This window comes from Methylobacterium sp. CM6247 (assembly GCF_054817925.1).
This window is the reverse complement of the sequence record NZ_JBTXKX010000003.1, coordinates 2,342,042-2,363,589: the sequence shown is the minus strand read 5'-3', so window position 1 is coordinate 2,363,589 and position 21,548 is coordinate 2,342,042. Positions and strand designations below refer to the sequence as shown.

General features: G+C 66.5%; 10 protein-coding genes. 5 read left to right on the top strand and 5 right to left on the bottom strand.

Features of this window, described 5'->3' with window-relative positions; genetic code table 11:
• Window positions 1-45: 45 nt before the first annotated feature.
• Window positions 46-831: an EAL domain-containing protein gene (locus ACYQOP_RS11885; protein ID WP_461222479.1), complete on the bottom strand. Its 786-nt coding sequence runs from the start codon at window positions 829-831 to the stop codon at window positions 46-48.
• Window positions 832-941: 110 nt separating this feature from the next.
• Between ACYQOP_RS11885 and ACYQOP_RS11880 the strand changes: the two genes are divergently transcribed.
• The 3 genes from ACYQOP_RS11880 to ACYQOP_RS11870 all read left to right on the top strand — a co-directional run bounded on the left by ACYQOP_RS11880 (window position 942) and on the right by ACYQOP_RS11870 (window position 5,588).
• Window positions 942-3,146 carry a 3-hydroxyacyl-CoA dehydrogenase NAD-binding domain-containing protein gene (locus tag ACYQOP_RS11880; protein WP_461222478.1) on the top strand — a complete coding sequence of 735 codons (2,205 nt, stop codon included), beginning with the start codon at window positions 942-944 and terminating at the stop codon, window positions 3,144-3,146.
• A gap of 60 nt (window positions 3,147-3,206) precedes the next feature.
• Window positions 3,207-3,623 (top strand): DUF779 domain-containing protein, encoded by a 417-nt coding sequence (locus ACYQOP_RS11875; RefSeq protein WP_461222477.1) that lies wholly within the window; start codon window positions 3,207-3,209, stop codon window positions 3,621-3,623.
• A gap of 279 nt (window positions 3,624-3,902) precedes the next feature.
• Complete coding sequence (locus ACYQOP_RS11870; RefSeq protein WP_461222476.1) at window positions 3,903-5,588, top strand: OFA family MFS transporter; 1,686 nt, start codon at window positions 3,903-3,905, stop codon at window positions 5,586-5,588.
• Between the two features lie 237 nt (window positions 5,589-5,825).
• Here the strand turns inward: ACYQOP_RS11870 and ACYQOP_RS11865 are convergent, their stop codons facing one another.
• A complete protein-coding gene (locus tag ACYQOP_RS11865) occupies window positions 5,826-8,357 on the bottom strand; it encodes a glycogen/starch/alpha-glucan phosphorylase (protein WP_461225290.1) in 2,532 nt (843 codons plus the stop codon).
• A 329-nt stretch (window positions 8,358-8,686) separates the two neighbouring features.
• Here ACYQOP_RS11865 and ACYQOP_RS11860 point away from each other — a divergent pair, with 329 nt between their 5' ends.
• Window positions 8,687-10,312 (top strand): alpha-amylase family glycosyl hydrolase, encoded by a 1,626-nt coding sequence (locus ACYQOP_RS11860; RefSeq protein WP_461222475.1) that lies wholly within the window; start codon window positions 8,687-8,689, stop codon window positions 10,310-10,312.
• A gap of 146 nt (window positions 10,313-10,458) precedes the next feature.
• Complete coding sequence (gene glgA / locus ACYQOP_RS11855; RefSeq protein WP_461222474.1) at window positions 10,459-11,991, top strand: glycogen synthase GlgA; 1,533 nt, start codon at window positions 10,459-10,461, stop codon at window positions 11,989-11,991.
• Between the two features lie 307 nt (window positions 11,992-12,298).
• Here the strand turns inward: glgA and glgB are convergent, their stop codons facing one another.
• The 3 genes from glgB to ACYQOP_RS11840 all read right to left on the bottom strand — a co-directional run bounded on the left by glgB (window position 12,299) and on the right by ACYQOP_RS11840 (window position 21,422).
• Window positions 12,299-14,611, bottom strand: a complete 2,313-nt coding sequence (gene glgB / locus ACYQOP_RS11850; RefSeq protein WP_461222473.1) for a 1,4-alpha-glucan branching protein GlgB — start codon at window positions 14,609-14,611, stop codon at window positions 12,299-12,301.
• Entirely contained in the window at window positions 14,612-17,869 is a 3,258-nt protein-coding gene (gene treS, locus ACYQOP_RS11845) for a maltose alpha-D-glucosyltransferase (RefSeq protein WP_056429253.1), read from the bottom strand.
• Between the two features lie 169 nt (window positions 17,870-18,038).
• The gene (locus ACYQOP_RS11840; protein ID WP_461222472.1) at window positions 18,039-21,422 is read right to left on the bottom strand and encodes a maltotransferase domain-containing protein; all 3,384 of its coding nucleotides are present in this window, start codon (window positions 21,420-21,422) and stop codon (window positions 18,039-18,041) included.
• Between the last annotated feature and the right edge of the window lie 126 nt (window positions 21,423-21,548).

The window sequence follows — 21,548 nt, the reverse complement described above, 5'->3', positions numbered from 1 at the left end:
CGGCGCGAAGTAGAGCGCGAAGACTGGGAGGGGCTTCGCCCCGCCCTAGGACGCGAGGTCGAGGCGCGGCTCCCGCGCCTCGAAGCCGGAAACGCTCGGGAGGACTTCGAGTTGGGGACGGGCGAAATAATAGCCTTGGAACAGATTCGCGCCGAGTTCGCGCATGGTCGCGAATTCCGCCTGCGTCTCGATTCCCTCGGCGATGACCTCGATGCCGAGTTGCCGGGCGATCGAGAGGATGCCCGCCGTGATGACCTGCCGCGCCCGGTCCCGGTCGATGCCGCGCAGCAGGTCCATGTCGATCTTGATCAGGTCCGGCTGAAAGTTGGCCAGCAGGCTGAGCCCGGCGAAGCCCGCACCGAAATCGTCGAGGGCCGTCAGGAAGCCCTGCCGGCGATACTCGTCGACGATGCGCTGGAGATGCGCGATGTCGCGGAATTTCTCGTTCTCGGTGAACTCGAACATGATCCGCTCATGAGCGAAGCCGAATTGGCGCGCCGCCTCCAGGGACGAGCGGATGCAGGCCGCGGGCTCGTAGACGGCGTTCGGCATGAAGTTGATCGACAATCTTGTGTCGTCGTCGGCCTGGAACAGGCGTCCGGCGAGTTCGATGGCACGCACCCGCGCGGCCTGATCGAACCGGTACATGGTCGCTTCGGTCACCTGCCCGAGGATCGATCCGGCGGACTGGCCTTCCGGGCCCCGGATGAGCGCTTCGTAGCCCCAGATCCGGTCGACCCTGGTATCGACGATCGGTTGAAAAGCCATGGTAAAATCAAGATCGAGATCGACGCCATCACGACATCCCTGGCAGGCCTTCCTCGACGCCATCAACTCTATCCCATGTTAAGACTTTGAACTTTCTCGGAAAACTATCCATCGGAAGGTTTTAGATCGCCTTAATGGATACGATTCCTTCGCCGAACCTTCGAGGGTCAGAAATGAATCTCACGAATTTCCGCTACGACGTCGATGCCGACGGGATCGCCCTCGCCACCTGGGACATGCCGGGCCGCTCGATGAACGTCTTCACCGAAGAGGTGATGAGCGACCTGCATCAGGTCATCGACGCCGTGGTGGCCGATCCCGATGTGAAGGGCTGCGTCATCACCTCCGGCAAGGACAACTTTTCCGGCGGCGCCGACCTGACCATGCTCCAGGGCCTCGGCCAGGCTTACGAGAAGCTGAAAGCCGAGAAGGGCGAGGAGGAGGCCATGCGCCACTTCTTCGAGGAATCGCGCAAGCTCACCCTGGTCTTCCGTAAGCTCGAGACCTGCGGCAAGCCCTTCGCGGCGGCGGTGAACGGCATCTGCCTCGGCGGCGCCTTCGAACTCTCGCTCTCCTGTCACCACCGGGTGCTGTCCGACGACCCGAAGACCCGCGTCGGCCTGCCCGAGATCAAGGTCGGGCTGTTCCCCGGCGCAGGCGGGACCCAGCGCGTCCCCCGCCTGATGCAGACCGGCGACGCCCTGCAGATGCTGTTCAAGGGGGAGCAGATCCGTCCGCTCATGGCCAAGAACATGGGCCTCGTCCACGAAGTCGCGCCGAAGGACGAGATCGTCGAGAAGGCCAAGGCCTGGATCAAGGCCGGCGGCTCGCCCGTGGCTCCCTGGGACCAGCCGAAGTTCAAGGCCCCCTCGGGCAAGGTCTATTCGCCCGCCGGCATGATGATCTGGCCCCCGGCCAATGCGATCTACCGTCGTGAGACCCACGACAATTATCCGGCCGCCAAGGCCATTCTCGCCTCGGTCTACGAGGGCCTGCAGCTGCCGATGGATCTCGCCCTGCGGGTCGAGAGCCGGTACTTCGCCAAGATCCTGCGCTCCAAGGAGGCGGCGGCGATGATCCGCACGCTGTTCATCTCCATGGGCGAGCTGAACAAGGGCGCGCGCCGGCCGAAGGAGATCGCCAAGACCAGCGTGAAGCGGGTGGGCGTCGTCGGCGCCGGCTTCATGGGGGCCGGGGTCGCCTACGTCACCGCCAATGCGGGGATGGAGGTGATCCTCCTCGACCAGTCAACCGAGGCGGCCGAGAAGGGCAAGGCCTACGCCCAAAAGCTCGTCACCGACCAGATCAACAAGGGACGCGCCAAGACCGCCGACCGCGAGGCCCTGCTGGCGCGCATCACCACCAGCGCCGATTACGCCGACCTGTCATCCTGTGATCTCGTGATCGAGGCGGTGTTCGAGGACCCGAAGGTGAAGGCCGAAGTCATCGCCAAGGTCGAGGCGGTGATCGGCGAGGACGTGATCTTCGCCTCCAACACCTCGACCCTACCGATCTCGGGCCTCGCCAAGGCGTCCCGGCGCGCGGCCAATTTCGTCGGCATTCACTTCTTCTCGCCGGTGGAGAAGATGATGCTCGTCGAGATCATCAAGGGCGAGCAGACCGGCGACGCCGCGCTCGCCACCGCTCTCGACTACGTCCGCGCGATCAAGAAGACGCCCATCGTCGTCAACGACAGCCGGGGCTTCTTCGCCAATCGCTGCGTCGGCGCCTATCTGTACGAGGGCCACAAGATGCTCATCGAGGGCATCCCCGCCGCCATGATCGAGAATGCCGGCCGGCAAGCGGGCATGCCGGTGGGACCCCTCTCCCTCACCGACGAGGTCGCCGTCGATCTCGCCCTGAAGATCGTCAAGGCCACCGAAGCGCAGCTCGGCGCCGAGGCGATCGACCCGGCCCAGAAGGCGCTCCTCACCACCCTGGTGGAGGGCGAGGGCCGGCTCGGGCGCAAGAACCGGAAGGGCTTCTACGACTATCCGGAAGGCGCCTCGAGGAAGCTCTGGCCCGGCCTGTCGGAGCTCCAGACCACGCGAATCGATCCCGACGACGTCGATTTCACCGAGCTGAAGCAGCGGCTCCTGGTGGTCCAGGCCCTGGAGGCTGCCCGCACCGTGGGTGAAGGCGTGATCACCGACCCGCGCGAGGCGGATGTGGGCTCCATCCTCGGCTTCGGCTTCGCCCCTTTCACCGGCGGCGCCCTGTCCTACATCGACTTCATGGGTGCGAAAGCGTTCGTGGCCCTGGCCCAGGGCCTGGAGGCAAAGCACGGGTCGCGTTTCGCGGTGCCGGACAACCTCCTGCGCATGGCGGAGGCCGGCGGCACGTTCTACGGCGACGCCGCTGCCAAGAAGGCGGCGTGAACGAACACCTCGGCTCGGGACATTCCCCGGCCGAGGTCACATGACGGGAGGGAGCGTTCCATGAGCACGACCGAAGCGACCACCGCCGATCAGGTCGGCGCCGACGGAACGCCCCTGCGGGTCACCGCGACACCGGCCGCCATCGCGTTGATCGAGGAATTACGCGCCGAGCACGGGCCGGTGATGTTCCACCAATCGGGCGGATGCTGCGATGGCTCGTCGCCCATGTGCTACCCGGTGGGAGATTTTCTCACCGGCGACAGCGACGTCCATCTCGGCCAGGTGGCCGGCGCAGATTTCTGGATCAGCCGTCCTCAGTTCCAGGTCTGGAAGCACACCCACCTGATCCTCGACGTGGTGCCCGGCCGCGGCGGCATGTTCTCGCTGGAGAACGGCCGCGACAAGCGCTTCCTCATCCGCTCACGGATCTTCACCGAGGCGGAGAACAGGGCGCTCGAAGGCGCGTGCCGGATCTGACCCGGTCGTCCTGCTCCGTCGAGCGGGATTCCGATGCGGCAGCCGTAGCGCGAGGGCACCCGTAAAGGAGAGGCTCCCTCGCTCCGTGGGGACATGAGCATCCCCCCGTTCGCCGGACGATGGCCCGTCACGGAGGCGCAGACGCATCCTCCGGCCACGAGGCGGCCGAGCGGCATACAACCCTCACCCCGGGACCACACCATAGCGTAGCAATACGTTTATAAACCTGTGTTAATCCCGAGGGCCAGGCCACCTTTCGGTCTGGATGAGAGATGCCTCATGAACATACGTATCGGTGACGCCGCCTTCGCGGGAGCGGCCGCCCCGCACTGGCTCTCACGTGAGGCCACGGTCGCCAAGCCCGGGTTCAACCGGTGGCTCGTGCCTCCCGCGGCGCTGGCCATCCATCTGTGCATCGGAATGTCCTACGGATTGTCGGTGTTCTGGCTACCGCTGTCCCGGGCGCTCAGTATCGGGCAAACGGCACCGGCGGCTTGTCCGGACATGAGCATCGCCACGTCCTTGTTCACCACCGCCTGCGACTGGCGCGTCAGCGACCTCGTCATCGTCTTCTCCATCGGCATCGTGATGCTCGGCCTCTCGGCCGCCGTGTTCGGCGGCTGGCTGGAGCGGGCCGGCCCGCGCAAGGCCGGCCTCGCTGCAGCCCTGTGCTGGGGCGGCGGCTTCCTGATCGGCAGCCTCGGCGTCTACCTGCATCAGCTCTGGCTGATCTGGATCGGCATGGGAGTGCTCGGCGGCATCGGCCTCGGGCTCGGCTACATCTCCCCGGTCTCCACCCTGGTGAAATGGTTCCCCGACCGGCGCGGCATGGCCACGGGAATGGCCATCATGGGCTTCGGCGGCGGCGCCATGATCGGCTCGCCGCTCGCCACGCTGCTCATCAACACCTTCAAGACACCGGACTCAGCCGGCGTCTGGCAGACGCTCTCGGTGATGGGCGGGATCTACATCGTGGCGATGCTGTGCGGCGCGTTCGGCTACCGCGTGCCGCCGGCCGGCTGGCAACCCAAGGGATGGACCGCGCCGGCGGCGAAGAGCGCGATGATCAGCTCCGGCCACGTCCATCTGGACCGGGCCCACGAGACCCCGCAATTCTGGCTGCTATGGGCGATCCTCTGCCTCAACGTCTCCGCCGGCATCGGCGTCCTCGCCCTCGCCTCACCGATGTTGCAGGAAATCTTCGGCGGCGCGCTGATCGGCCTGCCCGGCCTCGGCTTCGGGGAGCTCGATGCCGGCCAGAAGACGCAAATCGCGGCGGTGGCGGCCAGCTTCGTCGGATTGCTGTCGCTGTTCAACATCCTCGGCCGTTTCTTCTGGGCGTCGATCTCGGACAAGATCGGTCGCAAGGTCACCTATGCGACCTTCTTCGTCCTCGGATGCCTGCTCTATGCCGGCGCGCCCTGGGCGGCGTCGATCGGTTCTAAGGCGCTGTTCGTCACGTTCTTCTGCGTGATCCTGTCGATGTATGGCGGCGGCTTCGCCACGATCCCGGCCTACATCGCCGACATCTTCGGCACGCAGTTCGTCGGCGCCATCCACGGGCGCCTGCTCACCGCTTGGTCGACGGCGGGCGTGGTCGGCCCCTTCGTGGTCACGGCGATCCGGCAGGCTCAGGTGGATGCGGGCCTCGAGGGCGCGGCGCTCTACACCCGGACCATGTACATCCTCGCCGGTTTCCTGGCGGCGGGCTTCGTGGCGAATCTGCTGGTCCGTCCGCTGGCCGCGCGCTGGTTCATGAGCGACGCTGAACTCGGTGCCGCAGCGAAGGGCGGTGCCGCCGTAGCGAAGGACGGGGTCGCCGCTCTGCCGGGCGGGGTCGGCGATTTCGGCATCGGCCGCGGCGGCGTCACGCCGATCGCGGTTCTCGCCTGGGTCGCCGTCGGCCTGCCCATTGCCTGGGGGATATGGAGCACGCTGTCGAAGGCGACGATTCTCTTGGGGTAGGCACCAAAGCGCCAACCCCTTCCGCGGCAACGGAGGTTCGTCTCCGTCCGCGATCCGAGACCGGTCGCGCATGGCGGCCGGCGCGACCGGCCTCTTCGGGACATCGACGCGACCCGGACGACGTCGTCTGTGACAGCGTGCAAGCAGACCGACGCAAGTCGGCCCCGCAGGGTCCTTCCGGGCGGAGCCCCTGCGTCGGCCTTCGACCACCCGGCGGGTGGGGTTGAGCCTTCCGGCTCACCCCACCTTCACCCGCCAGATGTCGTCGGCGTATTCGCGCATGGAGCGGTCGGAGGAGAACCAGGCCATCCGGGCGGTGTTGAGGATGGCCTTCTTCCACCAGCTCGCCTTGTCGATCCAGGCGGCGTCGATCTCGCGCTGGACGCGCCAGTAATCGTCGAAATCGACGGTGAGGAGGTAGCGGTCGTTGTGGCGCAGGTCGTCCACGATCGGCTGGAAGCGGCCCCGCTCCTCCGGCGAGAACCCACCCGCCTCGATGAAATCGAGGGCAGCGGCGAGGCGCGGCGAGGCCGCGATGGCCCGGGCGGCGTAATCCGGCTCGGCCGACCGCTTCTGCACCCCGGCCGCGTCGAGGCCGAAGATGAAGATGTTGTCCGCCCCCACATGGTCGCGGATCTCGATATTGGCGCCGTCCAGCGTGCCCACGGTGAGCGCGCCGTTCAGCGCCAGCTTCATGTTGCCGGTGCCCGAAGCCTCCATGCCGGCGGTGGAGATCTGCTCAGACAGATCGGAGCCGGGGATGATCGCCTCGGCGAGGCTGACGCGGTAATTCGGCAGGAACACCACCTTGAGCCGGCCGGCGATATCCGGGTCGCTGTTGACGAGCTTGGCGACATCGCAGGCGAGCTTGATGATGAGCTTGGCCTGGACATAGCTCGGCGCCGCCTTTCCGCCGAAGATCTTGACGCGCGGCGTCCAGTCCTTGTGTGGCTCGGCCTTGATCGCCTGGTAGAGCGCCACGGTCTCGATCACGTTGAGGAGCTGGCGCTTGTATTCGTGGATCCGCTTGATCTGCGTGTCGAACAGGGCCGACGGATCGATGACGATGCCGGTATTCTCGGCCACCACCTTGGCGAGGGCCTCCTTGCGGGATGTGCGCATGGCGGCGTAGCGGGCCTGGAAGGCGGGATCGGCGGCGTGATCGGCCAGCCCCAGCAGCGCCTCGGGATCGTCGAGGACGCGCTCGCCCACCACCTCCACGGCGAGCTTCGTCAGCTCGGGGTTACAGTTGTGGAACCAGCGCCGGAAGGTGATCCCGTTGGTCTTGTTGACGATCTTGTCGGTGTCGAGGGCGTGGAGGTCCTTGAACACCGTGGAGCGCATCAGGTCGGTGTGGAGCGCCGAGACGCCGTTCACCCGGCGGGCGCCGAGGAAGGCGAGATGGCCCATCCGCACGCGCTTGCCGTTGGCCTCGTCGATGAGCGAGACCGAGGCGAGCTGTGCCGCATCGGCCCTGCCGTGGCGTCCCTGCTCTTCGAGATGCATCCAGTTGATCAGGTAGATGATCTGCATGTGGCGCGGCAGCAGCCGTTCCATCAGCTCCACCGGCCAGGTCTCCAGCGCCTCCGGCAGGAGGGTGTGGTTGGTGTAGCTCAGCGTGTTGGTGGTGATGTGCCAGGCATCCTCCCAGGTCACGCCATGATCCTCGAGGAGGATGCGCATCAGTTCCGGCACGGCAATGGCCGGATGGGTGTCGTTGAGCTGGATCGCCGCATGGTCGGGCAGCGAGCGCAGGTCGCCACGCTCGGCCACGTGCCGGGAAACGAGGTCCTGCAGCGAGGCCGAGGTGAAGAAGTATTCCTGGCGCAAGCGGAGTTCCTGGCCGGTCTCGGAGGAATCGCTCGGATACAGCACCCGCGAGATCGCTTCGACCTTGGACCGGGCGGCCACCGCGCCCACATGGTCGCCGCCGTTGAACTGCGCGAGTTCGAGGGGCGATTCCGCCTCCGCCTTCCACAGCCGCAGCGTGTTGACGTGCTTGCCCCGCCAGCCGACCACGGGGACGTCATGGGCCACGGCCCGCACGGTCTCGGCCGGGTGCCAGTGCCGGCGGATCACGCCGTCCGAGATCGCCGACATGGTGACATGGCCGCCGAACCCGATCGTGTAGGTCGCCTCGGGCCGCACGAACTCCCAGGGATTGCCCTCGGCGAGCCAGGTTTCCGGCGCTTCCTTCTGCCAGCCATCCTCCAGGGACTGCTTGAACAGGCCGTGATCGTAGCGGATGCCGTATCCGATGGCGGGGATCGACAGGCTCGCCATGCTCTCCATGAAACAGGCGGCGAGACGACCGAGACCGCCATTGCCGAGCGCCGCGTCCGGTTCGGCCGCCTCGACGTCGCCGAGATCGATGCCGAGATCGCGCAAGGCCCGGCGGGTCGTGTCGACGAGGCCGAGATTGTTCATGGCGTCGGACAGGAGCCGGCCGATGAGGAATTCGAGGGAGAGGTAATAGACCCGCTTGTTGGGAATGCTCGTGGACCTGCCGTCCATGCAAGCGTCGACGATCCGGTCGCGCAGGGCCAGGGCGGTGGCGGCGAACCAGTCGCGCTCGCGCGCCGTCTCGGGGGTCTTGCCAATGGCATAGGCGAGCTTGGCGAGGATGGCTTCGCGCAGATCCGCCACTGGGTCGCCGGAAGCGGGCTTGGCGGGAGCGGTCCAGCCCGGCCGGGCCGGCGCTTCCGCCGCTGCGGCGCGCGTGCCGGTCTCGTCACTCCGTGCGGAGGCGGCCAGGATTTCGTTCAGCATGGTCTCGTTCCCCCATAGTGTCGCTGCCGCGACGCCGATTTCGCCACCCGCTTCTTCCGGCGGTGACCGCTCGGCGATGGCGATATCGATGAGGTCGGCCCATGGGACCAAGCGGTCCCGCTGCCCGCGCCCGATCCTCGCGATTCGCCAACCTCACATCGAAACAGCGCGGGAATGAGACCATTTCGCGCTGAAGGTTTCATGAATGCGGCAGATGAGCGCTGGTGCGCCATGAGGCGGACACAGCCAAGGCGGGGTCGCTTGACGCGCCCGCGCAGGCTAGGCTGTTGCTGCCATCAGGGCGTGAATCGGGTCAGACCGGGGGACGGATGACGTCAGGCGAGACGACTTTTCCGGATCTGGCGAAAGCCGTCTGGTGGAAGCGGGGGACCGTCTATCAGGTCTATCCACGCTCGTTCCAGGACACCAATGGCGACGGTGTCGGCGATCTCGCCGGCATCACGCGCCGCCTCGATTACCTCGCTTGGCTCGGCGTCGACGCCGTCTGGATCTCGCCGATCTATCCGTCGCCCATGGCCGATTACGGCTATGACGTCGCCGATTATTGCGGCGTCGACCGGCTGTTCGGCAGCCTCGCCGATCTGGACGAGCTGGTCGCCCAGGCCCATGCCCGGCGGCTCAAGGTCATCCTCGATTTCGTGCCGAACCATTCCTCCATCGCGCATCCCTGGTTCACGGAGAGCCGCGCGTCGCGCGAGAATCCCCGCCGGGACTGGTACATCTGGCGCGATCCCGCGCCGGATGGCGGACCGCCCAACAACTGGCTGAGCAATTTCGGCGGCCCGGCCTGGACCTTCGACGAGGCGAGCGGCCAGTATTACTACCATGCCTTCCTGGCCGAGCAGCCGGACCTGAACTGGCGCAATCCGGCGGTGCGGGAAGCGATGCACGACGTGCTGCGCTTCTGGCTCGACCGGGGGATCGACGGGTTCCGCGTCGACGTGATCTGGCACCTGATGAAGGACGAGGGTTTTCGCGACAATCCGGCGAACCCGGCCTTCCACCCCGAACAACCGGAGATCAATCGGTTCGATCAGGTCTATTCCGCCGACCGCCCGGAAGTGTTCGACATCATCGCCGGCATGCGCCGCGTGCTGGACGGTTACGACGACCGGGTGCTGATCGGCGAGATCTACCTGCCGATCGAGCGGCTGGTGGCCTATTATGGCCCCGGTCTGACCGGCGTCGATCTGCCCTTCAACTTCCAGCTCATCCAGACCCCGTGGCAGGCCGATGCCGTGGCGGCCCTGGTGGACGAGTACGAGGAGGCGCTGCCCCCGGGCGGATGGCCGAACTGGGTGCTGGGCAACCATGACCAGCCCCGCATCGCCGCGCGGATCGGCGAGGCGCAGGCACGGATCGCGGCGATCCTCCTCCTTACGCTTCGCGGCACGCCCACGGTCTATTACGGCGACGAGATCGGCCTCGCCCATGTGGAGATCCCGCCGGAGCGGATGCGCGACCCGTGGGGCTTCAACGAACCGGGCCATGGCCGCGACCCGGAACGGACCCCGATGCAGTGGGACGACACCGAACATGCCGGCTTCAGCGAAGCCGAACCCTGGCTGCCCCTGAGCGCCGACCGGGACAGGCGGCATGTGGAGGCGTTGCGGGACGATTCCACCTCGATCCTCACCCTTTACCGGCGGCTCCTGCATCTCCGCCGCGCCTATCCCGCTTTGGCGGTGGGAAGCTACCGCCGGCTCGATACGGACGGGCTCGAACACGTCCTCGCCTATGAAAGGGTGGAGGCCGGCGAGACCGTGCGGATCGTGCTGAACTTCTCAGCCTCACCGGTCCAGTTCCCCCTGGCGGGCGAATCAGGCTGGAGCGTTCTCCTCTCCACCCATCCTGGGCGAGCCGATATCGGCGCCTCGGAGGTGCTCGACATGGCCGGAAACGAGGGCGTGATTCTGCTCAAACACCCGGATTGAAACCTCCCACGCTGAGGGAGGCCGAAAAAACTATCGCGGCGCGACATTTTCCCCGCGCCGCAGCAAACTGAACGTAGTATTAACCGACCCAGTGGCTTGAGTTGTGCATCGCGAAGAGCACGATCTGCCCTAGAGGTCTCCATCATATGCCGGCGACGACCACCTCCAGTGCCGACCTCGCCTCGCCGATTTTCGCCTCCGGCGCGGCCGACGCCGAGGTGATCCGGAGCCTCTCGCTCCAGCCGCGCATCCTCTACGCCACCCCGGAAATGTCGGATTTCGTGAAGACCGGCGGTCTGGGCGAAGTCGCCGGCGCCCTGCCCCGGTCGCTCCGCCGCCATTACGACGTCCGCGTGCTCATCCCCGGCTATCGCCAGGTGGTGGACCGGTTCGACCACATCCCCGTCGTCGCTCATCTGCGCGGCCATGCCGGCATCCCGCCCTGCGATCTCGGCCTCATCGAGACGGGTGACGGCCTCAAGGTCTACATCATCCTGAGTGCCGACCTCTACCAGCGCGACGGGACGCCCTATGGCGACGCGCAGGGGGATTTCCGCGACAACGACCTTCGCTTCGCGCGCCTCAGCCTCGCCGCTGCGGAGCTCACCGGCGGGGTCGACCCTTCCTGGTCGGCCGACCTGCTTCACCTCAACGACTGGCAGACGGCGCTCGCCCCCGCCTATCTCGAATGGACCGGGCAGCGTGTTCCCAGCGTGCTGACGATCCATAATCTCGCTTATCAGGGCCTGTTCCCGAGCGATTCCCTCGCTCGCCTCGGCATCCCGGACGGGGCCTTCCAGATGGATGGCTGCGAGTTCTACGGTCATCTCTCCTTCCTCAAAGCCGGCATCTACTACGCCTCGCACGTCACCACGGTGAGCGAGACCTATGCCCGCGAGATCATGATGCCGGAATCCGGCTGCGGCCTCGACGGATTGCTGCGCACCCGCGCCGCCCAGGGGCGCCTCGCCGGCATCCTCAACGGGATCGACGAGAGCTGGGACCCGCGCACCGATCCCCACCTCGCCACTCGGTTCGAGGCGGACGACTGGAAGGGCAAGCGCGCCAATGCCGAGACGGTGCGCCGGAAGTTCGGCCTCGCCGTGTCGCGCGGCCCGCTCTTCGCCATCGTCTCGCGCCTCGTCCACCAGAAGGGCATCGACCTCAGCCTCAGCGCGGCCGAGACCATCGTGGCCGAGGGCGGTCAGATCGTCGTCATCGGCGAGGGTGAGCGCCGCTTCGAGACCGCGCTCAGCGATCTCGCCCGCCGCCATCCAGATGCCGTCGGGGTCCATGTGGGGTTCGAGGAGAAGGAAGCGCGGCGGATGTTCGCCGGAAGCGACTTCCTGCTGATGCCCTCGCGTTTCGAGCCCTGCGGACTCGCACAGATGTACGCCCAGCGTTTCGGCTCGCTGCCGATCGTGCGCCGCACCGGCGGCCTCGCTGACACGGTGGAGGACGGCGTGACCGGCTTCACCTTCGGCGAAGCCTCGCAGACGGGTTTCCTCGGCGCGGTCCGCCGCGCCCTCGACACGTTCGGCGAGAAGAAGCGCCTCAACGCCATGCGCCGCCGCGCGATGTCCCGCTCCTTCACCTGGGACGGCGCCGCCATGGATTACTCGGCGCTCTACGCCCGGGCTTTGGGGAATGGTGGTGGTCTACGGGCCCAGACTGTCTGAGAGTCGGTCTCCGACCGATCTAAGCGTCCGAACAGCCGATTTGCATTGTCTTCCAAAGCTTTACCTCATCCTGAAGTGCCGCGCAGCGGCCTCGAAGGAGCCCTCCAGGGATCGCTTCGGTCTCTGGAGGGCTCCCTCAAAGCCTCCGCTACGCTCCGGCGCCTCAGGATGAGGTGGTCGGTTTGGATGATCGACTTTCCCATCGGCATCCGCTGAGCAATCCGATCAAACAGCCTCCAACACAACAGGGCGCCGGTTCATCGAACCGGCGCCCTTACTCATGGCATCTTTAAAACACGAGGCGATCTCAGCCCTCGCGCACGAAGATGATCGTCCCCAGAGGGGGCGCCGAGAGCACCAGCGAATAGGGCTGGCTGTGGCTCTCCACGGCTTCGGCCTGGATACCGCCCATGTTGCCGACGTTCGAACCGCCGTAGCGCTCGGAATCCGAGTTGATCGCCTCCCGATAGAACCCCGCCTCCGGTACGCCGATCCGGTATCCCTCACGCGGAATCGGCGTGAAGTTGGAGACCACCACCGCGACCTCTCCCGGTGACTTGCCCTTGCGGGCCCAGGCGATGACGCTGTTGTCCTGGTCGTCGGAGACCAGCCACTGGAAGCCGGCGGCCTCACAATCCCTCACGTGGAGGGCGGGGGTGGAGGTGTAGAGATGGTTCAGGTCGCGGACGAGATCCTTCACGCCGCGATGCAGCGGGTCGTCGAGCAGGTGCCAGTCGAGGCTCTGGTTGTGGTTCCACTCTTTCTGCTGGCCGAACTCGCCGCCCATGAAGAGCAGCTTCTTGCCCGGATGGCCCCACATGTAGCCGAAATAGGCGCGTAGATTCGCGAATTTCTGCCAGCGGTCGCCCGGCATCTTGTCCAGAAGCGAGCCTTTCCCGTGAACGACTTCATCGTGCGAGAGCGGCAGGATGAAGTTTTCGGAGAAGGCGTAGAGCAGGCCGAAGGTCAGGTCGTGGTGGTGATAGCGGCGATGGATGGTCTGCTTCGACATGAATTCCAGGGTGTCGTGCATCCACCCCATGTTCCACTTGAAGCCGAAGCCGAGACCGCCCGTATAGGTCGGGTGTGACACGCCCGGCCAGGAGGTGGATTCCTCGGCGATCGTCATCGTGCCCGGCGCGTGGCTATAGGTCGCCTCGTTGGTCTTGCGCAGGAAGTTGATGGCGTCGAGATTCTCGTTGCCGCCGTATTGGTTGGGGATCCACTCGCCCTGCCGGCGCGAATAGTCGAGGTAGAGCATGGAGGCGACGGCATCCACGCGCAGGCCGTCGAGATGGTAATGCTCGAGCCAGAACCGGGCATTGGCGGCCAGGAAGCTCGACACTTCCGTGCGGCCGAAATTGTAGATGTAGGTGCCCCAATCCTGATGGAAGCCCTGGCGCGGGTCGGCATGTTCGTAGAGATGCGTCCCGTCGAACTGGCCGAGACCATGCGCGTCGAGGGGGAAGTGCCCCGGCACCCAGTCCAGCATCACGCCGATACCGGCCTCGTGGGCCACATCAACGAAGGCCGCGAAATCGTCCGGCGTGCCGAAGCGGCTCGTCGGCGCGAAGAGCGAGACCGGCTGGTAGCCCCATGATCCGTCGAACGGATATTCCGTGATCGGCAGCATCTCGATATGGGTGAAGCCCATCTCCTTGACGTAGGGGATCAGGCGCTCGCCCAACTCCTTGTAGGTCAGGTAGCGGTTGCCTTCCTCGGCGACGCGTGCCCAGGAGCCGAGATGGACTTCGTAGATCGAGATGGCGGTGTGGCGCGGATCCTTCTCGCCGCGCGTCGCCATCCACCTGTCGTCGCTCCAGACGGGCGCGTTCGTGCCCTGGAGTACGGAGGCCGTCTCCGGCGGCTTCTGCGCGGCGAAGGCGACGGGATCGGCCTTCAGCGGCAGCAGGGAGCCGTCGGCCCCACGAATCTCGAACTTGTAATGGGCTCCTGCGGCGAGGCCCGGAACGAACAATTCCCAGATGCCGCCATTCTGCCAGAGCCGCATCGGGTGGCGTCGGCCATCCCACTCGTTGAAATCGCCGACGATGCTCACCCGGCGGGCATTCGGCGCCCAGACCGCGAAGCGGAACCCGGCGATGCCATCGAGTTCCATGGATTGGGCGCCGAGCACCCGATAGGTCACGTCGCTGCCGATCTCGCGCAGGTTGTCGATATCCTGCTGATTCAGCGATGAGCCGAAGCTGTAGGGGTCGTGGCGCGGACGCTCGGTACCGTCCCAGCCTTCCACGGCCAGCTCATAGAGCGGCCGTCCCTGGCTCTCGACCCGGGCGACGTAGAACCCGTCCTGATGACGCCGCTCGAACGGGATGCGCTTGCCGGCGGTGAGAAGGGAGGCCGACTTCGCCTCCGGCAGAATGACACGCACCTCCCAGAGGCCGGGGCCGATCTGGTGAGGGCCGAGCACCGAGAACGGATCGCCGTGATCCGCCCTCATCACAGCGGCGACCGCGTCCGGATGGACGCCCTGAACGGTCGACGTATCGGCATCGGCCTGGCGGGAACTCCCCGACGCGGCCGAGCGGGCCGCGATCCGTTCGGACCGCTTCCGCTCCTGCTCGGACGTCTTCGCCAGGCTCTCGTCGATATCCGTCATTCAAACGCCTCTCTTGGTGTCGTCCAGAATTGTGAGAACCCCACGGGCTGGGATTTCGATCCAATCCGGCCGGTTATTGGCCTCGTAATCGACCTCGTAGAGCGCCTTCGCCAGGAGCGAGAGCGCGAGCAGCCGCGTCTCGGTCTCCGGGTCGGTCACTGCCGCACGGCTGGTCGAGGCCACGCCGCGGTAGGCATCGAGGAACGCGGCATCGATCATGCCACGCCAGGCGATCGACGCGTTGCGAGCCCGGTCTTCCGAATCCGCGAACCGCGCCGCGATCTCGCGGGTGACCGTCTCGGCCCCATAGGCGAAGGAGCGCAGCATCCCGGCGACGTCGCGCAGCGGCGTCGACTTGGCCCGGCGCTCATCGGCCGGGCGAGCGGGCTCACCCTCGAAGTCGATGATGATGAGGTCGCTCTCGGATGCGAGAACCTGGCCGAGGTGGAAGTCCCCGTGGATCCGGGTCTTCGTTGCCCCAACCGGCGGACGCGAAGTCATGTCCTCGATCAACAGCTCGACTTCGCGGCGGCGACCGGCCAGCTCGGTGATCGCCGTGCTGGAGGTGCGGCCCGCCAGGGCGTCGAGGGCACGGAACGCCCTCTCGCCCATCCGGCGTGCATCTTCCCCGAGGTCGCGCAGATCGTCATGCGTGAACGGTTCGGGCGCGAAGGCCGGGTCGTCGGTCTCGATGGCGAAAGCGTTGTGGAGCTCGGCGGTGCGGCGGCCGAGGAGTTCGGCCCAGCGCAGGTGCGGGGCGAAGGCTTCGGTCGGCTCCGGCGCCTCGCTCTCGGGAGCGAGCACGACGGTATCGAAGTCGCGGCGTAAGCCCTCCAGCATGAGGGTCCAGGCATCGCCCTGGTTCGGCACGAAGGCCTGGAGCACGGCGAGCGCCGTCCGCGTCCCGTCCCCGTCCACGTGCTCGACGACGCCGAGCAGGGCCGGAGTGTTGGCAAAGCCCGCCTGCTCGGTGAGGAACCGGCCGACCTCGATCTCGGGATGCACCCCCGTCTGCATGCGACGCAGGAGCTTGAGCATCATCTTCGAGCCGATGGCGATCGAGGTGTTGCTCTGCTCCGCATTCAGGCTGCGGACTTCCGCCAGATCCACGGCGACGTCGCGATCGAAGGCCGAGGTATGGGAGAAGACGAGCTTGCCGGTCTCCGTCGGCAACTCGACGCCGTTGCGCATGCCGTCGATCAGGGCGACCGAGAAGGCCGGCGAAGCGGACGCTCCGAACAGCAGGCCCGTGCGCGGTCCGCGACGGACGCGGGCGACCGCATGCGACAGCAGCGTCTCGTCCTCGCGGCCCTCATCGACCCCGAGGGGCACGAAGTAATCCTGGCGCTCGCCATTGGCGAGATGCACCGCCACGCGCGGCAGCAGGAAGCGGGTGAAGCCGCCGGCATCCTTGAGGGTGGCGCTGTCGATCACCGAGACCGACTTGATGCGGGTTCCCTTGGCGCCGAACCAGCGGCGGGTGCCGATGAAGCGCGGCGCCACGGTGCGTTCGAAGGCGGTCCGCTCGCGGCCGGCCATGAGGGTCTCGACACCGCCGGTGAGGACCAGGGTGAAGAGCTCCGGTGTCTCCGGCTGCGGGCCGATTTCCCCGGCATTCGCCGCGTTCAGCGAGAACCAGTAAAACCCGTAGGATGGCAGGGTCAGCAGGTAGGGCAACTCGCCGATGGCCGGGAATTCCGAACCGCCGGTCAACTCGATCGGCACGGCGCTACGGAACTCGGACAGGTCCAGCTGCACGGCCTGCGGCGCGCGGGACAGGTTGGCGACGCAGAGGACGCGCTCGCCCTCGAACTCGCGGATCCAGGCCAGCACCTTGCGGTTCGTCGGATACAGGAACTGCATGCCGCCGCGCCCGAGGGCGACCGAGTTGTTGCGGATCGCGATCATGCGGCGCGTCCAGTTCAGCAGGCTCGTCTGCGACTGGGTCTGCGCCTCGACGTTGATCGCATCGAAGCCGTAGATCGGGTCCTGCACCGAGGGCAGGAAGAGCTTGGCCGGGTTGGCGCGGGAGAAGCCGCCGTTACGGTCGGGCGACCATTGCATCGGGGTGCGCACGCCGTCGCGGTCACCGAGATAGATGTTGTCGCCCATGCCGATCTCGTCGCCGTAGTAGAGCACCGGCGTGCCGGGCATCGACAGGACGAGGGACTTCATCAGCTCGATCTTGCGGCGGTCGTTCTCCAGCAGCGGAGCCAGACGGCGGCGGATGCCGAGGTTGATGCGGGCGCGGCGCTCGGCGGCATAGAACGACCAGAGGTAATCGCGCTCTTCCGCCGTCACCATTTCGAGGGTGAGCTCGTCATGGTTGCGCAGGAAGATCGCCCATTGGCAGCCCTCGGGGATTTCCGGGGTCTGGCGCATGATGTCGGTGATCGGGTGCCGGTCCTCGCGGGCGATCGCCATGTACATGCGCGGCATCAGCGGGAAGTGGAACGCCATGTGGCATTCGTCGCCGTCGCCGAAATACTGCGCGGTTTCCTCCGGCCACTGGTTGGCTTCCGCCAGCAGCATGCGGTCGGGATAGCTCGCGTCGAGCGCGGCGCGGATCGCCTTGATGACCGTGTGGGTCTCCGGCAGGTTCTCGCAATTCGTGCCGTCGCGCTCGATCAGGTAGGGGATCGCGTCGAGGCGAAGGCCGTCGACGCCCATGTCGAGCCAGTAGCGCATGACCTCGATCACGCCCTCCAGCACGGCGGGGTTGTCGAAGTTGAGATCCGGCTGGTGGCTGTAGAACCGGTGCCAAAAATACTGCTTGGCGACCGGGTCCCAGGTCCAGTTCGAGGTTTCGGTGTCGAGGAAGATGATGCGCGTGTCGGAATACGGCGTGTCGGTGTCCGACCAGACGTAGAAGTCGCGCTCAGGGCTGCCGGCCGGCGCCTCGCGGGCGCGCTGGAACCACGGATGCTGGTCCGAGGTGTGGTTGATGACGAGCTCGGTGATGACGCGCAGGCCACGGTCATGCGCGGCCTCCACGAACTTCCGGAACTCCTCCATCGTCCCGTAGGACGGATTCACGTCGCGGTAATCGCCGATATCGTAGCCGTCGTCGCGCAGGGGCGACGGATAGAACGGCATCAGCCAGATGGCGGTGACGCCGAGGTCCCGCACGTAATCCAGTTTCTGCGTCAGGCCCTCGAAATCGCCGATCCCATCGTTGTTCGAGTCGAAGAACGACTTGACGTGGATCTGGTAGATGATGGCGTCACGGTACCATTGCGGATCGCTACGATCGATCATCGCGTCGTTGCCTCATGCGTCGGGTTCAAGGGCGTGTTCGGCTTCGCGGCGCGCGCCCTTCGCCGAAACGAAGGGCTTGGCCGCGTCGGCCGCAGCTTTGGCACCAGCTTCTGGGCGACAACGCGACGGACGGCTGAAAACTCGAAGTTTTGTGCTGACACGCGGGCGGCTACTCCGCAACCCGCTGGGGTGCGCGCAGCCGCCAGACGATGACGGACCGCTCCGCCGGATCGAGGGCGATGCGGTGGGACTTGCCGCGCAGCTCGAACTTGTAGCCGAGCAGCAGGTCCTCCACCTCGACGGCGCCGTGGTCGGGCTCTCCGAGTAGCCAGAGCGGTACCTCGTAGGTGCATTCCTGGCGGTTCTTCGGATCGAGATTGACCATCACGAAGATGCAATTGTCGCCCTCGGGCGTCGCCTTGGCGTAGGCGACGATCTGGTCGTTATAGGCCGCCGTGAAGGTGATGTTGCGGAAGTCCCAGAGTGCCGGGTTCTCCTGCCGGATGCGGTTGAGCTTGATGATGTGCGCGCGGATGTTGCCCGGCGCATGGTAATCCCAGGCCTTCAGCTCGTATTTCTCTGAATTGAGATATTCTTCCTTGCCAGGATAAGGTGCTGCCTCGCACATCTCGAAGCCGTTATAGATGCCGTAGACCGAGGACAGAGTCGCCGCGAGCGTCGCCCGCACGATGAATCCGGCCCGGCCGCTGGTCTGGAGGTAGACCGGATTGATGTCCGGCGTGTTGGCGAAGAAGTTCGGCCGGTAATACTCCCCCATCTCGCCGGCGAGCTCGGTCGAGTAGTCGATGAGCTCCTGCTTCGTGTTGCGCCAGGTGAAGTAGGTGTAGCTCTGCTGGTAGCCGGCCTTGGCGAGCTTCTTCATCATCTTCGGCCGGGTGAAGGCCTCGGCGAGGAAGATCACGTCGGGATAGCGGGCATTCACCTCGGCGATCATCCATTCCCAGAACGGGATCGGCTTGGTGTGGGGGTTGTCGACGCGGAAGATGCGGGCGCCGAGTTCGGCCCAGCCCATGACGATGTCGCGCAGTTCGATCCAGAGCGAGGGCAGCGCGCCGCCGTAGAAGTGGACGTTGGAGATGTCCTCGTACTTCTTCGGCGGGTTCTCGGCGAATTTCAGCGTGCCGTCGGGGCGCCACTCGAACCATTCCGGGTGGTTCTTGATCCAGGGGTGGTCGGGCGAGCACTGGATCGCGAAATCGAGCGCGATCTCCATGCCGTAGGCGTGGCTCGCGGCGACCAGACGGCGGAAATCGTCGAGGGTGCCGAGCTCGGGATGCACCGCCTCGTGCCCGCCCGCCTCCGAACCGACCGCATAGACCGAGCCGACATCGCCCTCCAGCGCCGTGAGGGTGTTGTTCTTGCCCTTGCGGTTAGTCTTCCCGATCGGGTGGATCGGCGTGAAGTAGAGCACGTCGAAACCGAGTTCGCGGATCTCGGGCAGACGCCGGATCACGTCGTCGAACGTGCCGTGGCGGTTGACGTCCATGGATTGCGAGCGCGGGAAGATCTCGTACCAGGCCGAGAACCGGGCTGCGAGGCGATCGGCGATCACCGGCACGTCCACCGGGTAGCGCGAACGGTTGACCCGGTCCGCATGCCTGCGGATCAGGGACGCGGTCTCGGGGGCGAGGATGAGGTCGAGCTGCGCTGCCGATCCGGTCTTCTCCGCCCCCAGGGCCGAGACGATGGCCTGGAGCCGGGCCTGGTCCGGGCCGGTGGCGAGGTCCGCCGCCCCCTGCACGAAGGTGACGCCCTCGATGGTCTCGAGGCGCACGTCCACGCCCGCATCCCGCTTCTTCAGCGTGTCGCGGATCCAGGACGAGAAGGCATCGCGCCAGGCCTCGATGGTGAATTCGTAGCGGGCATTGTGCTCGAGGGGGAAAGAGCCGCTCCAGCGGTCGTTGTCCACGAACACCATGCGGTCTCGGCGCCATTCCTCCTCGCCGACGACGCGCGACAGGATCGCGGCGTCGATGATCTCGTGGCCGTCGCTGAAGATGTCGGCGGAAACCGCCACCTGCTCGCCGACCACGCGCTTGACCGGGGAACGGCCCCCGTCGATCTCGGGCGAGACCGCCTCGATCACCACTCGGCCTTCGCCGGATGGCGTGGAGGGTGCCGGCGGCTTTGCCACGACACGACGTTCGGCGGCGAGGATGCGGATCTCGCCGGGCGCGAGGTCGAGGCTCGTGCCGGGGAGGAACTCGATCGGCTCCGCCTCGGGGGTGAGGTCCTTGAAGCGGCCGAGCATGCCGCCCGTCCGGGCCACCAGCGGCCCGGCATCCACCGCCACCGCCACGGGGCCGGGATTGAACAGGACGAGGGTGGCGTGGCGTGCCGAAGCGCCGTGTCCGGTGTCGAATTTCAGCAGCGCCACATAGGCCGCATCCGGCGCCGAGATCCGCGACTGCGCGCCCTCCACATTGGCGGAAGCGAGGCTGGCCTTCAGGGCGTTGATCGCCGCGACATAGCCGGAAATGTCGATGCCGGTGTCGGTTTCGCGGGAATCCGGATTGGTCTCGACCACGTGCAGGGCGCGGCGGTAGCCCCATTCATACCCGATGGGCAGGAGCACGCCGGCCGAGAAGAAGGCGGCCAGGGCGTAGCGCGCCTTGAGCCGACGCGCGATGGCGTCCGGCCCACCGGAAAGCCCGCCCGCGAGGCGGGGCATGTCGTGGTTCTCGGGGAAGGCGATGGAGGGGGCGATCACGCGCAGGCGGTCGTATTGTTCGAGCGCCCACGGCGCCTTCAGGTCCCACCAGGCGAAGGAATTGAACAGGTAGTCGAACCCGGCGCCGGCCGTGGCCTGGGCCTCCTCGAAGGTGCAGCCCAGGGTCTCGGCGGCGAACAGGCAATCGGGCTCCAGCGCCTTGGCGGCGCCGATGAGCGAGCGCCAGACATCCGGCGGCACCTTGTAGGCGGCGTCGCAGCGGAACCCGCCGACGCCGAGATCCTGCATCCGGTTGATGTAGCCGGCCCAGAGCCGGGTCAGCTCCTCGCGCGCACCGGCCGAATGATAGTTCAGCTCGGCGAGATCGCCCCAAACCGTGCGGATCGACGGATCGTCCGGGTCGATGGCGGCGGGGCTCTCGATGTTGCCGGCTTCGTCGCGCAGGAACAGGTCCGGCCGCTCCCGCGCCAGGGGGCCGTCCTTGGCGGTGTGGTTGATGACGAGGTCGGTCATCACCCGGATGCCGTGCGAGGTGGCGGCGGCGCAAAAGCGGCGGATCTGCTCATCGTCCGAGGTGCCGTCATCGTCGCGGAACCGCTCGTCGAGCTTTTCCGGGTCGGAGACCGCATAGAGGCTGCGCGAGCCGCCGGTCTGGTGGAACGGATTGAGGTAGATCCAGTCGAAACCCATCCCGGCGATGCGCGGAAGCTCCGCCGTCCAGGCCGAGACTTTTCCGACGAGGAGGGGGAACAGGTTGTAGATGCGCGGCCCCTCGGCCCGGGGGGCGAGGCCCGCAGGCAGCGCCACGGTTCCGGCTTCGGTCCGCGCGGCGGAGATCTTGGCTGGGCTCGGCGCGTTCATGCGTACTCCGTTCATTTGAATAGCGTGTCCCCGTCTCCCGAAGGAGCCTCCCGCGCGGCGGCGGGTGAGGTGGGGATGGGCGGTACCCGTCGAGGACCGCCCTTCAGGGTTCGGCTGCCGTCCCGA

Coding starts and splice junctions, on each gene's coding strand:
- ACYQOP_RS11860 (WP_461222475.1), top strand. CDS start 8,687: ATGACGTCAGGCGAGACGACTTTTCCGGATCTGGCGAAAGCCGTCTGG.
- treS (WP_056429253.1), bottom strand. CDS start 17,869: ATGATCGATCGTAGCGATCCGCAATGGTACCGTGACGCCATCATCTAC.
- ACYQOP_RS11880 (WP_461222478.1), top strand. CDS start 942: ATGAATCTCACGAATTTCCGCTACGACGTCGATGCCGACGGGATCGCC.
- glgB (WP_461222473.1), bottom strand. CDS start 14,611: ATGACGGATATCGACGAGAGCCTGGCGAAGACGTCCGAGCAGGAGCGG.
- ACYQOP_RS11870 (WP_461222476.1), top strand. CDS start 3,903: ATGAACATACGTATCGGTGACGCCGCCTTCGCGGGAGCGGCCGCCCCG.
- ACYQOP_RS11885 (WP_461222479.1), bottom strand. CDS start 831: ATGGCGTCGAGGAAGGCCTGCCAGGGATGTCGTGATGGCGTCGATCTC.
- ACYQOP_RS11865 (WP_461225290.1), bottom strand. CDS start 8,357: ATGCTGAACGAAATCCTGGCCGCCTCCGCACGGAGTGACGAGACCGGC.
- ACYQOP_RS11875 (WP_461222477.1), top strand. CDS start 3,207: ATGAGCACGACCGAAGCGACCACCGCCGATCAGGTCGGCGCCGACGGA.
- glgA (WP_461222474.1), top strand. CDS start 10,459: ATGCCGGCGACGACCACCTCCAGTGCCGACCTCGCCTCGCCGATTTTC.
- ACYQOP_RS11840 (WP_461222472.1), bottom strand. CDS start 21,422: ATGAACGCGCCGAGCCCAGCCAAGATCTCCGCCGCGCGGACCGAAGCC.